The organism is Streptomyces sp. NPDC027663 (genome assembly GCF_055566415.1).
This window is the reverse complement of record NZ_JBVHSK010000010.1, coordinates 193,086-205,463: the sequence shown is the minus strand read 5'-3', so window position 1 is coordinate 205,463 and position 12,378 is coordinate 193,086. Positions and strand designations below refer to the sequence as shown.

Annotated in this window: 10 protein-coding genes; 4 read left to right on the top strand and 6 right to left on the bottom strand. The window is 72.6% G+C overall.

The window, feature by feature from the left end:
• Positions 1-99 precede the first annotated feature (99 nt).
• Complete coding sequence (rpsA, locus tag ACZ4SF_RS25560; protein WP_468388422.1) at positions 100-1,590, bottom strand: 30S ribosomal protein S1; 1,491 nt, start codon at positions 1,588-1,590, stop codon at positions 100-102.
• A gap of 221 nt (positions 1,591-1,811) precedes the next feature.
• Here rpsA and ACZ4SF_RS25555 point away from each other — a divergent pair, with 221 nt between their 5' ends.
• Positions 1,812-2,792 carry a class I SAM-dependent methyltransferase gene (locus tag ACZ4SF_RS25555; protein WP_468388420.1) on the top strand — a complete coding sequence of 327 codons (981 nt, stop codon included), beginning with the start codon at positions 1,812-1,814 and terminating at the stop codon, positions 2,790-2,792.
• Between the two features lie 185 nt (positions 2,793-2,977).
• Positions 2,978-5,758, top strand: coding sequence for an ATP-dependent RNA helicase (locus ACZ4SF_RS25550; RefSeq protein ID WP_468388418.1), 2,781 nt, complete (start codon positions 2,978-2,980; stop codon positions 5,756-5,758).
• A gap of 104 nt (positions 5,759-5,862) precedes the next feature.
• Here the strand turns inward: ACZ4SF_RS25550 and pgfA are convergent, their stop codons facing one another.
• The 3 genes from pgfA to ACZ4SF_RS25535 all read right to left on the bottom strand — a co-directional run bounded on the left by pgfA (position 5,863) and on the right by ACZ4SF_RS25535 (position 8,966).
• On the bottom strand, positions 5,863-6,855 hold the full coding sequence (gene pgfA, locus ACZ4SF_RS25545) for a cell envelope lipid trafficking protein PgfA (protein ID WP_468388416.1): 993 nt from the start codon (positions 6,853-6,855) through the stop codon (positions 5,863-5,865).
• Between the two features lie 27 nt (positions 6,856-6,882).
• The gene (locus ACZ4SF_RS25540) at positions 6,883-7,017 is read right to left on the bottom strand and encodes an SPW_0924 family protein (protein WP_468388414.1); all 135 of its coding nucleotides are present in this window, start codon (positions 7,015-7,017) and stop codon (positions 6,883-6,885) included.
• 179 nt (positions 7,018-7,196) lie between these two features.
• On the bottom strand, positions 7,197-8,966 hold the full coding sequence (locus ACZ4SF_RS25535) for a lytic transglycosylase domain-containing protein (RefSeq protein WP_468388413.1): 1,770 nt from the start codon (positions 8,964-8,966) through the stop codon (positions 7,197-7,199).
• A gap of 317 nt (positions 8,967-9,283) precedes the next feature.
• Between ACZ4SF_RS25535 and ACZ4SF_RS25530 the strand changes: the two genes are divergently transcribed.
• Positions 9,284-10,147: a DUF4184 family protein gene (locus ACZ4SF_RS25530; protein WP_468388600.1), complete on the top strand. Its 864-nt coding sequence runs from the start codon at positions 9,284-9,286 to the stop codon at positions 10,145-10,147.
• Here the strand turns inward: ACZ4SF_RS25530 and ACZ4SF_RS25525 are convergent.
• Together ACZ4SF_RS25525 and ACZ4SF_RS25520 are read right to left on the bottom strand one after the other, a co-directional pair.
• The gene (locus ACZ4SF_RS25525; RefSeq protein ID WP_468388411.1) at positions 10,065-10,466 is read right to left on the bottom strand and encodes a hypothetical protein; all 402 of its coding nucleotides are present in this window, start codon (positions 10,464-10,466) and stop codon (positions 10,065-10,067) included. The genes ACZ4SF_RS25530 and ACZ4SF_RS25525 overlap by 83 nt on opposite strands.
• A 612-nt stretch (positions 10,467-11,078) precedes the next feature.
• Positions 11,079-11,585 (bottom strand): winged helix-turn-helix transcriptional regulator, encoded by a 507-nt coding sequence (locus ACZ4SF_RS25520; protein ID WP_468388598.1) that lies wholly within the window; start codon positions 11,583-11,585, stop codon positions 11,079-11,081.
• Between the two features lie 65 nt (positions 11,586-11,650).
• On the opposite strand from ACZ4SF_RS25520, the gene ACZ4SF_RS25515 reads away from it, so the two are divergent.
• Complete coding sequence (locus tag ACZ4SF_RS25515) at positions 11,651-12,334, top strand: NADPH-dependent F420 reductase (protein WP_468388409.1); 684 nt, start codon at positions 11,651-11,653, stop codon at positions 12,332-12,334.
• The last annotated feature ends 44 nt before the right edge of the window (positions 12,335-12,378 follow it).

Sequence of the window (12,378 nt, the reverse complement as noted above, 5' to 3'; positions counted from 1 at the left end):
GGACCACAGCCGGGAAACGGCCCGCGGAAACGACTGAGGGGCCGTACCCCGAAAGGTACGGCCCCTCAACAGCTATCGGCTAAGCCTCAGCGGCAGCGATCAGCTCTGGCCGCCGGCCAGCTTCTCGCGCAGCGCGGCCAGCGCCTCGTCCGAGGCGAGCGCACCGGAGGTGTCCGCGCCCTCGGAGGAGTACGAACCGCCGGTCGCGGCCGGAGCCGCAGCCTCGCCGCCCTCGGCCGCGGCAGCGGCGTCGGCCTCGCGGGACTTGATGACCTGCTGCTGGTGCTGCTCGAAGCGGGTCTGCGCCTCGGCGTACTGGCGCTCCCACTCCTCGCGCTGCTTCTCGTAGCCCGGCAGCCAGTCGTTGGTCTCCGGGTCGAAGCCCTCGGGGTAGATGTAGTTGCCCTGGTCGTCGTAGGACGCGGCCATGCCGTACAGGGTCGGGTCGAACTCGACCGAGGCCGGGTCGGCACCGAAGGACTCGTTGGCCTGCTTCAGCGAGAGGCTGATGCGACGACGCTCGAGGTCGATGTCGATGACCTTGACGAAGATCTCGTCGTTGACCTGGACGACCTGCTCCGGGATCTCCACGTGGCGCTCGGCCAGCTCGGAGATGTGGACCAGACCCTCGATGCCCTCGTCCACGCGGACGAACGCACCGAACGGAACCAGCTTCGTGACCTTACCGGGCACGACCTGGCCGATCTGGTGGGTGCGGGCGAACTGCTGCCACGGGTCTTCCTGGGTCGCCTTCAGCGACAGGGAGACGCGCTCGCGGTCCATGTCCACGTCGAGAACCTCGACGGTGACTTCCTGGCCGACCTCGACGACCTCGGACGGGTGGTCGATGTGCTTCCAGGACAGCTCGGAGACGTGGACCAGACCGTCGACGCCACCCAGGTCCACGAAGGCACCGAAGTTGACGATCGAGGAGACCACACCGGAGCGGACCTGACCCTTCTGGAGGGTCGTGAGGAACGTCTGGCGGACCTCGGACTGGGTCTGCTCCAGCCAGGCACGGCGGGACAGGACCACGTTGTTGCGGTTCTTGTCCAGCTCGATGATCTTGGCCTCGAGCTCCTTGCCCACGTAGGGCTGGAGGTCGCGGACGCGGCGCATCTCGACCAGGGAGGCCGGGAGGAAGCCGCGGAGGCCGATGTCGAGGATGAGACCACCCTTGACGACCTCGATGACGGTACCGGTGACGATGCCGTCCTCTTCCTTGATCTTCTCGATGGTGCCCCAGGCACGCTCGTACTGGGCGCGCTTCTTCGAGAGGATCAGGCGGCCTTCCTTGTCCTCCTTCTGGAGGACCAGGGCCTCGATCTCGTCGCCGACGGCCACGACCTCGTTCGGGTCGACGTCGTGCTTGATCGAGAGCTCGCGGCTCGGGATGACACCTTCGGTCTTGTAACCGATGTCGAGCAGGACCTCGTCCCGGTCGACCTTCACGATGACGCCGTCGACGATGTCGCCGTCGTTGAAGTACTTGATCGTCTCGTCGATCGCGGCGAGGAAAGCTTCCTCGTTACCGATGTCGTTGACCGCAACCTGCGGGGTGGTGGCGGTGGTCTCGGTGCTGCTCGTCATGTGGGAAAGGGCTCCGGTACGGACATTGAAGTCGTAGGTACTGCTACGCCGGGAGCCCGTATCGCTCTGAAGAAGCCGGACAGCCAAGGAAGCGCCCCACCAGCGAACTGGCGATGGCGCCTCGACAACCGAGGGGACATACAACAGATGCGAGCGCAGCCTGCTACGTCTGAGGTGCGCAGGCCCGCAGCGCAACTTGTAGCATACGGGGGCAGCCGGACATGGTCAATGCGCGAAGGCGCACACCCGGGGCAGAACACCGCATACCCGGCAGAAATTACGTCCCAACAGGCCACACAGGCCTGAGGGAACCCTTCCGCGAGCACCCCCGGCGGGTTGCACGGAAGAGTACGACGAGGGAGCCGATCATCCAAGAGCCGGAGACGCACGACCCGCACGGATCCGCGGACACCGAGCCGCAGGCCACACGGCGTGACGCGGACGTCACGGAGAGCGCAAGGGCCAACCGGGGCTGGTGGGACCGCAACGCGGACGAGTACCAGACCGAGCACGGCACCTTCCTCGGCGACGACCGCTTCGTGTGGGGGCCGGAGGGCCTGGACGAGGTGGAGGCCGAGCTGCTCGGCCCGCCGGAGGAGCTGAAGGGCAAGGAGATCCTGGAGATCGGCGCGGGCGCGGCGCAGTGCGCGCGCTGGCTGGCCGCCCAGGGTGCCCGCCCGGTGGCCCTGGACCTCTCGCACCGCCAGCTGCAGCACGCCCTGCGGATCGGCGGGTCGTTCCCGCTGGTCTGTGCCGACGCCGGGGCACTGCCCTTCGCGGACGGCTCCTTCGACCTGGCGTGCTCCGCGTACGGAGCGCTGCCGTTCGTGGCCGACCCGCGGCTGGTGCTGCGCGAGGTGCACCGGGTGCTCCGGCCGGGCGGGCGGTTCGTGTTCTCGCTGACGCACCCCGTCCGCTGGGCGTTCCCGGACGAGCCGGGCCCCGAAGGCCTGTCGGTGTCCGCGTCCTACTTCGACCGCACGCCCTACGTGGAGCAGGACGAGCAGGGCCGCGCGGTCTACGTGGAGCACCACAGGACGCTCGGCGACCGGATCCGCGACATCACGGCCGCGGGCTTCCGGCTGGTGGACCTGGTGGAGCCGGAGTGGCCGGCCTGGAACACCTCGGAATGGGGCGGCTGGTCGCCCCTGCGCGGAAACCTGATCCCGGGCACGGCCATCTTCGTGTGCGAGCGGGACTAGCCCCTCGGACAGGCCGGGCCTTCCAGCGCGCGGGGACCGCGCGACCGGGCGGGGACGGCTCGCGGCGATCTCACGGGCGCGCCCCCTGCGGCGCCCTCGCTTCCACTCCTCTTGCACACGGGCGTGACGTGCGCGTGTGTGCGCGCGCGTGCAGACGGTTTTCGCCGTCGTACGACACTGGGAGCGTGATCCGCTACGACGCTCTGGACGCGCTGCCCGTGCGCTCCGCCCTGCCCGCCCTGACCGACGCCCTGGCGGGTGAGGGGACCGCCGTCCTGGTGGCGCCACCCGGCACCGGCAAGACGACGCTGGTGCCGCTCGTGCTCGCGGGACTGGTCGGGGGCGGTCCCGCGCGGCGGGTCGTGGTGGCCGAGCCGCGGCGGATCGCGGCGCGGGCGGCGGCCCGGCGCATGGCGTGGCTGCTGGGCGAGCAGCCCGGCCGGTCCATCGGCTTCACGGTGCGTGGCGAGCGGGCGGTGGGGCGGCACACGCGCGTGGAGGTCGTGACGACGGGTGTGCTGCTGCAGCGGTTGCAGCGCGACCAGGAGCTGGCCGGCGTCGACGTCGTCGTCCTCGACGAATGCCATGAGCGGCACCTGGACGCCGACACGGCAGCCGCCTTCCTGTGGGACGTGCGGCAGGCGCTGCGGCCGGAACTGCGGCTGGTGGCCGCGTCGGCGACCACGGACGCCGAGGGGTGGGCGCGGCTGCTCGGCGGTGCGCCGGTGGTGGAGGCGGCGGGTACCGCGCATCCGGTGGAGGTGGTGTGGGCGCCGCCGGCCCGTCCGGTACGGCCGCCTCACGGCATGCGGGTGGACCCCGCGCTGCTGGCGCATGTGGCGTCGGTGGTGCGGCGGGCCCTGGCCGAGCGCGACGGGGACGTGCTGTGCTTCCTGCCGGGTGTCGGGGAGATCGCGCGGGTGGCCGGGCAGCTCGGTGACCTCGGCGGCGTCGACGTGCTCCAGGTGCACGGGCGGGCTCCCGCCGCGGTGCAGGACGCGGTACTGGCGCCCGGGGAGCGGCGCCGGGTGGTGCTGGCGACGTCCGTGGCGGAGTCGTCGTTGACCGTGCCCGGCGTACGGGTGGTGGTCGACGCCGGGCTGGCACGGGAACCGCGGGTGGATCACGCGCGTGGGCTGAGCGGGCTGACGACCGTGCGGGCGTCGCGGGCGGCCGGGCGGCAGCGGGCGGGACGTGCCGGGCGTGAGGCGCCCGGCACGGTGTACCGGTGCTGGGCGGAGGCCGAGGACAGCCGTCTGCCGGCATTTCCGGCGCCGGAGATCAAGGTGGCCGACCTGACCGCGTTCGCCCTGCAGGCGGCCTGCTGGGGCGATCCGGACGCCTCCGGGCTGGCGCTGCTGGATCCGCCGCCGGGCGGGGCGATGGCGGCGGCGCGGGAGGTTCTGACGGCCGTGGGAGCCGTGGACTCCGCCGGGCGGGCCACGGAGGCCGGTGCGCGGCTGGGCCGCCTCGGGGTGCACCCCCGGCTGGGGCGGGCGCTGCTCGACACGGGTACCGAGGGTGCCGAGGTCGTCGCCCTGTTGTCCGAGGAGGTGCCGCGGGATTACGGGGACGACCTCGCGGGGGCGTTGCGGCGGGCTCGGCGTGGGGGCGACGCCTACGCGGGACGGTGGGCCGCGGAGGTGCGGCGGCTGCGGGGCGTCTCGGCGGAGTTCGCCCAGCCGCCCGCACATGACCGTCGCTCCCCGGTGAACGCCGAGGCCGGGACAGGCGCCGCGAGGGAGCGGGGTGACCGTGCGCCCCGCCCGGACGTCGAGGCCCGCCCGGCCGCTTCCACGGCCGGGGCACCCCCGCCGCATGCGAACGCCGAGTCCCGCCCGGCCGCGGCTGCGGCGCGTACCGGTGACGGGGCGGGGGCCGGCGGCGGCGCGCGTACCAGTGGCGGAGCGCGTGCCGGTGGCGCGGCGGGGGCAGTGGCTTCCGCGTCCTCCGGGGATTCGGCGCGTGCCGGCGGGCGGGCCGGGGCCGGGGAGGAGGGGCTTGTCGGGCTTGTTGCCGGGTCGGCCTTTCCCGAGCGGGTGGCCCGGCTGGACGGGGGGTCGTACCTCATGGCGTCCGGGACTCGGGCCGAGACGGCCGACGCGTCCGCTCTGCGGGGCGCTCCCTGGATCGTCGTGGTCGTCGCCGACCGGACCTCCGGCACGGGTCACGCGCGCGTGCGGCTCGGGGCTGCCGTGACCCAGGACGTCGCGCTCGCCGCGGCCGGGGCGCTGCTCACCGAGCGGGAAGAGGTGCACTGGGCCGACGGGGACGTCGTGGCCCGGCGTGTCGAGCGGCTGGGGGCGATCGAGCTGGCCGTACGGCCGCTGCGGGGCGCCGACCCGGCTCTCGTACGCGCTGCCCTCCTCGAAGGGCTCCGTCAGGACGGGCTGGGGCTGCTGCGCTGGTCGCCGGAGGCCGAGGTGCTGCGGCAGCGGCTGGCGTTCCTGCGGGCGCATCTCGCCGAGCCGTGGCCGGACGTGTCGGACGAGGCGCTCCACGCGCGCGTGGACGAGTGGCTGGAGCCGGAGCTGAGCCGGGCCCGGCGGCGGGCGGATCTCGCGCGGATCGACGCCGGGCAGGCGCTCGCGCGGCTGCTGCCCTGGGCGAGCGGGGAGGCCGCACGGCTGGACGAGCTGGCGCCCGAGCGGATCACCGTGCCGAGTGGGTCCGGAATCCGGATCGACTACCGGGATCCGCAGCGGCCGGTTCTTGCCGTCAAGCTGCAGGAGATGTTCGGGCTGCGGGAGACGCCGGCCGTGGCAGGGGTGCCGCTGCTCGTGCACCTGCTCTCCCCCGCCGGGCGGCCCGCTGCGGTCACGGCCGATCTCGCGTCCTTCTGGCGGGACGGCTACCGAGCCGTCCGTGCGGAGCTGCGCGGGCGCTATCCGAAGCATCCGTGGCCGGAGGACCCCACGACGGCGGAGCCGACCCGGCACACGAAGGCACGGATGGGCCGGGACTGAGCCCGGACGCGAGGCTCGGCAGCCGGGCTCGTCGGCCGCTCGGCGGCCGGGCTCTTGGGGGCAGGTGCGGGGGGCGGCGGGTGTGGGCGGCGGTGGTGGGGTGGTCAGGCGGTGAGCGGGGCGGGGTCTGCCGTCTCTGCCGGTTCCGGGGACCGTGGCCGGCGGGCGCGGGCTTCGAGGTAGAGGGCGAGGGTCAGGAGCAGGAGGCCGAAGGCGAGGGAGGTCCAGGGGACGTACGAGGTGAGTGCCAGGACCAGGGTGCGGTTGTGCTTGACCAGGGCGACCGTGTGCTCGATGTAGTCCTCGCGCATCTTCACGTGCCCGGCGAAGGCCGTGACCTCGGCGCGGTCGCCGAGCAGGGTGCCGCCGCGGAGTTCCTCCTTGTGGATCTCCTCGCCGTAGACGGGCGCCCCGGTGACCGGTTCGACCCAGAACTTGCGGACCGTGCTGTACCAGCGGGTCGTGCCGGTCTTGGCGACCGACTCCGCTGTGATGCCCTCGACGGGCATGGTCTTCGGCATGGGGACCCTGGTCCAGGGGATGGTCTGCTCGAAGTAGTAGACCTCCAGTCCGCGGAAGGTCTGGGTGCCCTTGTAGTGGATGGGACTGGTGGTGCGGGTCTGCGCGTCGAAGTACTCGTAGTCCCGTCTCTGTGTCAGGAAGGGCCACTTGAACTCGATGCCCTCGCGTTCGACCGGATCGCCGTCGACCATCTCACCGGTGGCGTGCACGGGGTCCTGGCTGTGGGCGTCGAAGATGTAGCGTTCGGGCACCTTGGAGACCATCTTGCCGTCGGGGCCCTGGACGTAGGACAGGCTGTCCCAGACGACGACCGGCCGTCCCGCCGTCTTCTCGATCTTCTTCGCGGCGTCCACATCGCCTTTGAGGGTCTGCACGATGGTGACCTTGGAGACCTTCTTCGCGCGCATGGTGCCGTAGTCGAGGAGGGTGGCGCCCCTGGCCTCCAGGACCATGTCCTGGTACTGGTTCGCCGGGATCCTGGCCAGGTGCGGGAAGGCGTACCAGCGCAGCAGCGGGGACAGTGCCGCGAAGAACACGGCGAAGGCGAGCAGGACCAGACTTGCCGTGCGGCGCATGCGGGCCTCCTTCCCGTACGGGCGCGGCTACGGGTGCGAGGGCACCGTCGTCAGCAGCGGCTTGGGGGACGTCCGGCCCGACGGCGAGCCCAGCGCGCTGATCCCGAGGACCAGGACGAGCGCGAGGGCGAGACCGGTCGCGGCGGCGATCAGGGCGCGCATACGGGCCTCCCCACGCAGGGTCGCTGTCCCGGCGAGTGCCGGCCGGTTGTTGACGGATCGTCAGATTGCTCGTCAGGTGGGGCACCGTAGCAACGGGCGGGCGAGATGAGAACAGCGGTGCGCGCACGAACGCGGGCGCCCTCCCCGCGGGAGCGGAGAGGGCGCCCTGCGAGGCGGCGTCAGGAGGAGGACGGGCTCGCGGAGGAGGACGAGCCGGCTGTCGGGCTCGGGGAAGGGGTCGCCGGGGAGTCGGCGGCCACCTTCAGTTCCACGGTGAGGGTCGCGCCGCCGGTGGTGGTGATGCGGAGCAGGAAGGTGCCGGTGGTGTCGTCCGCGTACAGCTTCGGCAGCGTCAACAGGCCCTTGGCGTCGGTCTGGAGTGCGGTGAGCGTGCGGACCGGCTTGCCGTCGGCGTCCTTGAAGTAGGGGCCCTTGTCGTTCTCCGTGGCGTCGGCCGTCGACTTGATCAGGGTGGCGGTGGCCGCGACCTTGTCCGCGACGGCACTCTTGTAAGTCGCCTTCACCTGGACCTGGTCGGCGAACTCGCCGCCCGGGACGCAGGTCAGCGGGGTGTCGCTGGTGCGGGCCAGGGCGTCGGCGGCGCGTGCGGTGACGGTGGCGGTGTAGTCGACGCCCTTGACGGAGCGGCCCACGACGGCGGCGGCGACCTTGAAGTCACCGGTCTTCTCGCCCGCCTGGAGCGCCGGCGCATGCGCGACGCCCTTGGGGTCGGTGACGACGGTGGCCACCGTCTCGCCGCCGGCGAAGGTGGCGTCGGTCTCGCCGGTGATGGTGAACCTGACCCTGACCCTGGCGACGGACTTGCCGACCTTCGTCTCGGCGCGGGCGCTGATCCGCTCGCCGAAGGCATCGCCGGCCATCGCGGCGAGTTTCGCCGGGCCGGCGTTCTCCAAGTGGTCCACGAGGTCGGTGTTGGAGGGCGGAGTCGGCGGGACGGGGGGCTTCGGCGGCTTCGGGCCGGGGGTCTCGTGACCGCCGTGGTCGTTGCCGGGCCTTCCGGGCTTCTCAGGCTTACCGGGCTTGTCGGGCTTCGGGTCCGGCTTGGTCGTCGGCGGGTCCGAGGGCCTCGGGGAGGCGGGCCGGCCGGAGTCGTCGTCGCTGCGGTGCTCGGGCACGCCGCCGGTGCCGTCGGGGACGGAGTGGGCACCCTTGCGGTAGTACTCCATCCAGTTCAGGACCAGGTTGAGGTATTCCTGCGAGTTGTTGTAGCTGAGGATCGCCCGGTGCAGGTCGGCCTCGTGGGACAGGTCCCAGTCGTTGCGACACAGGTAGTGGCCCGCGGCCAGCGCGGCGTCGTAGACGTTGTTGGGGTCCTTCTTGCCGTCGTCGTTGCCGTCGCGGCCGGCCCAGGCCCACGTGGACGGGATGAACTGCATGGGGCCGACGGCCTGGTCGTACGTGCTGTTGCCGTCGTACGCGCCGTCGTCGGTGTCCTGGATGAGCGCGAAGCCGTTGCCGTCGAGCTGCGGGCCCAGAATCGGGTGCAGTGTGGTGCCGTCGGCGTCGACCTGGCCGCCGCGGGCCTGTCCCGACTCGACGTTGCCGATGGCGGCGAGCAGGTGCCAGGGCAGGTTGCAGCCGGGCTTGGAGGCGCGCAGATCGGCCTCGGCCCTCTTGTAGGCGGCCAGGACCGTCGCCGGGATGCCGCCCTCGGTCCTGCCCACGGTGCCGGAGGGGCCGACGCTCGACGAGGGGCTGGGCGCGGGACTGTTCAGCGGCGGCAGGTCCGTGTAGTACGGGGAGTTGCCGGTGGCGTTGCCGTCGGTGTCCAGGGTGGGGGTGGCGGTGCTGTCGGCTGCCGTCTGTCTGCCGTGGTCCTCGCTGGTCACTCCCGGAGCCTGGGACGCGGAGAGAGCCGCGACCGCCGCCGCGGCCACGGCGGTGGTCGCCGCTCCCTTGCGCAGCCGCCTGCCGAAATGCGCCGCCATAGAGTGAACCCCTCCCGTGGACGCCCGCTGCGTCCGTCTCCGTCGGTCTGCCTCGCTCTGGTGTGACGGTTGACCCGGTGCTCTGGTTGCCCCTGTGCCGCCTCTCCATCTGTGCGATGTGTGTTCGACCGCACCCCCGGCACAGCGACGCAGGTGACCCTACGGCAACTTGCTTTGACCGGGCACCCGTTCGCGCCCGGTTTTCACCGGTTGGCCAACTGTCGTTGTCGTGGACGGCCCTGGACGGCGGTCCCGCATACTGGGCAGACCTGATCACCGGTACCGGCGCCTGGCCGACGACCGTTCTGGGGGCTCCGTTGCCGTTCACTCTCAGCCATGCGGCAGCCGTGCTGCCCGCGATCCGCAGGGACGGAAGCGGCCGTGGCCGGCTGCTGCCCGCGGTGCTCGTCGCGGGGTCCGTCACGCCCGACCTGCCCTACTACGTGGCCGGGATCCTGCCGGGCGGCATGGAGTTCGGCACGGTCACGCACGCGTTCAGCGGGGTCGCCACGGTCGACGTGCTCATCGCGTGGCTGCTGACGGGGCTGTGGCTACTGGTCCGGGAGCCGTTGCTCGCGCTGCTGCCGCGGGCCCGGCAGGGACGGCCGGCCGCCCTGCTGCGCTGCGGTGCGCCACGCGCGCGCGTGCGGGCCGCGTCGCTGGGCTGGTGGTACGGCTCCGCGGTGCTCGGCGCGCTCACGCATTTGGTGTGGGACGCGTTCACACACCACGGCCGGTGGGGGACGCGGCTGGTTCCGGCCATCGGCCGGGACGGCCCGGCGGGCATGCCGTTGTTCACCTGGCTGCAATACGGGTCGTCCGTGGCGGGTGCCGTGGTGATCGCGGTCTTCCTGACCCGTGCGCTGCGGAGCGCGCCGGTCGGCGGAGTGCCGGTGGGAGTGCCGCTGCTGTCCCGTCGGGACCGGTGGTGGGCACTCACGGTGATCGGCGGCTGCGCGCTGGCCGGGGCGGTGCAGCGCACGGCCCGGTGGTGGGAGGAGCCGGGTGCGACGGCGCGGCCGTGGGAGGTGGTGCCCACCTTGTGCTTCGGAGTGGGCGCCGGGGTGGTCCTGGGACTGCTGCTGTACGCCGTCGGGGTCAGGGTCTGGCGTCCGGGCGCCGGCCCCGGGGGTCCCGGCGGGGTGGTCGCTGCGGAGCGGGAGCGGACGGCCGCTCGGTGAGGGACGCGATGTAGACCGTGAGCGTGGGCCGGGGGCGTGCTCTCGGGAGCAGGGTGAGGGTCAGGGCGAGGTAGCCGCGGGCCAGGTCGGCCCACTGACGCCAGTCGGGTGTGCGGGCCGTGCGGCCGGCGAGTCTGCGCCGGAGGTCCTTGGTGACGCTGCGGACGGTGGCGGCCAGGTCGGCCGGGATGCGGGCGGTGCTTGCGTCGGCCGCGAGGGCCGGGGTCTGCGACGTGGGCATGACCTGCGCCGAGAAGGTGTCCGCCCAGGCCCGGGGGGTCGCCTCGGGTGTCCGGCGGTGAAGCATGCGTATACCCATGCCCGCAGTGTTGCGGTTGGCGGGGGTGCGGGGCGTTTTGACGGGGGCCACGAGAGTGACGGGCCCTCCGGGGGTTCGGCCACCCGCCCGGTGCCGGGCCGGTTCGTCGTCCCTGGTGGGGGCGTGTGCCGTGCGGGGTGCGGGGAGTCCGGCACCGCCGGGGAGCACCGGGGGGGCTGATCGCCGTTGCGGCGGAAAAGGAACACGCGGCGCGGGAGGTGCGGCGGAGGGGGCTGCGCGGCTCGGAGGGGCTCGGAGGGGCGCGGCTCGGAAGGGCGCGGAGGGGCGCGGCTCGGGAAGGCTCGGAGGGGCGCGGCTCGGGAGGGCTCGCGCTCGGAAGGGCACGGCGCACAGAGGTCGCGCGGTGCGGGAGAGTGCAGCGCGGAGGGGCCGCACGGTTTGGAGGGCACGACGCAGGGGGCTGTGCGACTCGGAAGTCCTGACGAATGATCTTCCAGGGGCGACCGCTCCGGGACGGATGATCCGGAAGGGCGGGGTGGCGGGGCCGAAGCTGTGGGCGGTCGACGACGCGATGTGGGTGCTGATCGGGCCGCTGCCTCATCCGGGTGCTTCTTCCGGACGCGGGGACGTGCACTCATCTGCCGGCGACGCCTACGCGCTCTGTTGACCGGTCCGGCAGGTCTGACCGGCCTGACCGGTCCGGCAGGTCTGACCGGCCTGGCAGGTCCGGCAGGTCTGACCGGCCTGGCAGGTCTGGCAGGTCTGGCAGGTCTGGCAGTTAGGAGGAGGCGAGTGCGGGGCGCATGCTGCTTCCTGGGCTGTCATCACCTCATCGCCGTGCTCGAAGGCCCATGCGCCGACGGCGTCGATGGGTGCCAGCAAGGTGCGGCCCAGAGCGGTGAGTTCGTACTCGACCCGTGATGGTGCGTCGGGGTGGGAATGCCGGTCGACCAGTCCGCTGAACTGCAGCCGGCGCAGTGTCTCGGTGAGGACCTTGGAGCTGATACCTCCGATCCGTCCCTGTAGTTCGACAGGGCGCCTGGGGCCGTCGCGCAGCGCCCAGAGCACCACGGCGTTCCAGGTGTTGGACAGCAGGTCGAAGCCGAGGCGGGCGCGGCAGTCGGCGAGGAAGGCGTCGGTCGTCGTCACGTACCAAATGGTGCCCGAACAGCCTTCTAGCGTCGGTGTGAACGGTCGGAACAGGCACGGAGAGGGATCGTGTGATGAGAATCGGCGTACTGGGGACGGGCAACATGGCCGACGCGCTCGCCACCCACTGGGTGCGGGCCGGGCACCAGGTGACCATCGGGGGACGGGACGCGCACAAGGCGGAGCGGCTCGCGACACGCATCGGAGGCGGCACAAGGCCTGCCGGTCTGCGCGAGGCGGCCGAGGCCGGTCAGGTGGTACTGGCCGCGCTGCCCTATGGAGCAGGAGTGGACGTGGCACGGGAACTGCGCGCGGCCCTGGACGGCAAGGTGCTGCTCGACTGTTCCAACCCGCTCGGCCCGGGTTTCCGGCTGCTGACGGAAGGAGGCCCCTCAGCCGCGCAGCAACTGGCTGCGGCGGCACCGGGAGCCCACGTGGTCAAGGCCTTCAACCTCTGCCACGAGGATGTGTGGCGCTTGCGGCCGCCCGTGTTCGACGGGCGCCCACTGGCGGTGCCGGTGTGCGGGGACGACGAGACGGCCCTCGCGCGGGTACGCGCGCTGGTGCAGGACGTGGGCTGTGAACCCGTGGCCGGCGGCGGTCTCGGACGGGCGGGACTCCTGGAAGCGACCGCCGCGCTGTTCATCGCGCTGTGGGTCGGCGAGGGAGCGGATGCGCAGGCGATCGCCCCTCCGCTGGCCTACGCGGCCGGCCCGAGCGGCCACGAAGCGGAAGGCGGCACGGGGGCCTCCCGCTAGGGGGCTTGGGCAGGAGGCGGCGCAGAGAGGCTGCGCGGCTCGGC

What these genes read in the sequence shown, in the direction of transcription:
- rpsA (WP_468388422.1), bottom strand. Translation starts at nt 1,590, where the DNA reads ATGACGAGCAGCACCGAGACCACCGCCACCACCCCGCAGGTTGCGGTC.
- ACZ4SF_RS25555 (WP_468388420.1), top strand. Translation starts at nt 1,812, where the DNA reads ATGGTCAATGCGCGAAGGCGCACACCCGGGGCAGAACACCGCATACCC.
- pgfA (WP_468388416.1), bottom strand. Translation starts at nt 6,855, where the DNA reads ATGCGCCGCACGGCAAGTCTGGTCCTGCTCGCCTTCGCCGTGTTCTTC.
- ACZ4SF_RS25540 (WP_468388414.1), bottom strand. Translation starts at nt 7,017, where the DNA reads ATGCGCGCCCTGATCGCCGCCGCGACCGGTCTCGCCCTCGCGCTCGTC.
- ACZ4SF_RS25535 (WP_468388413.1), bottom strand. Translation starts at nt 8,966, where the DNA reads ATGGCGGCGCATTTCGGCAGGCGGCTGCGCAAGGGAGCGGCGACCACC.
- ACZ4SF_RS25525 (WP_468388411.1), bottom strand. Translation starts at nt 10,466, where the DNA reads ATGGGTATACGCATGCTTCACCGCCGGACACCCGAGGCGACCCCCCGG.
- ACZ4SF_RS25515 (WP_468388409.1), top strand. Translation starts at nt 11,651, where the DNA reads ATGAGAATCGGCGTACTGGGGACGGGCAACATGGCCGACGCGCTCGCC.